Raw genomic sequence first — 738 nt, 5'->3', positions numbered from 1 at the left:
TGGAGGCAACGTTGGGATACCACCCTGATCGTATCTAGGTTCTAACCTGGTACCGTAATCCGGTGCGGGGACAGTGTCAGGTGGGCAGTTTGACTGGGGCGGTCGCCTCCTAAAGAGTAACGGAGGCGCCCAAAGGTTCCCTCAGAATGGTTGGAAATCATTCGAAGAGTGCAAAGGCATAAGGGAGCTTGACTGCGAGACCTACAAGTCGAGCAGGGACGAAAGTCGGGCTTAGTGATCCGGTGGTACCGCATGGAAGGGCCATCGCTCAACGGATAAAAGCTACCCTGGGGATAACAGGCTTATCTCCCCCAAGAGTCCACATCGACGGGGAGGTTTGGCACCTCGATGTCGGCTCATCGCATCCTGGGGCTGAAGTAGGTCCCAAGGGTTGGGCTGTTCGCCCATTAAAGCGGTACGCGAGCTGGGTTCAGAACGTCGTGAGACAGTTCGGTCCCTATCTGTCGTGGGCGTAGGAAATTTGAGAGGAGCTGTCCTTAGTACGAGAGGACCGGGATGGACGTACCGCTGGTGTACCAGTTGTTCCGCCAGGAGCACCGCTGGGTAGCTATGTACGGACGGGATAAACGCTGAAAGCATCTAAGCGTGAAGCCCCCCTCAAGATGAGATTTCCCAGTATGTAAGACCCCTTGAAGACGACGAGGTAGATAGGCTGGGGGTGGAAGTGCAGCAATGCATGGAGCTGACCAGTACTAATCGGTCGAGGGCTTATCCAAT

The 738-nt window shown here is 55.4% G+C and carries 1 rRNA gene; it reads left to right on the top strand.

What is annotated here, in order from left to right:
* A 23S ribosomal RNA gene (locus C170_RS21690) occupies nt 1-737 on the top strand; the annotation flags it as partial.
* Between the last annotated feature and the right edge of the window lies 1 nt (nt 738).

Origin of the sequence: Paenibacillus sp. FSL H7-689 (genome assembly GCF_000517905.1) — a bacterium.
Lineage (GTDB): Bacteria > Bacillota > Bacilli > Paenibacillales > Paenibacillaceae > Paenibacillus > Paenibacillus amylolyticus.
Note: the sequence above shows the minus strand (reverse complement) of the source record. Positions and strands in the feature narration are given on the sequence as shown.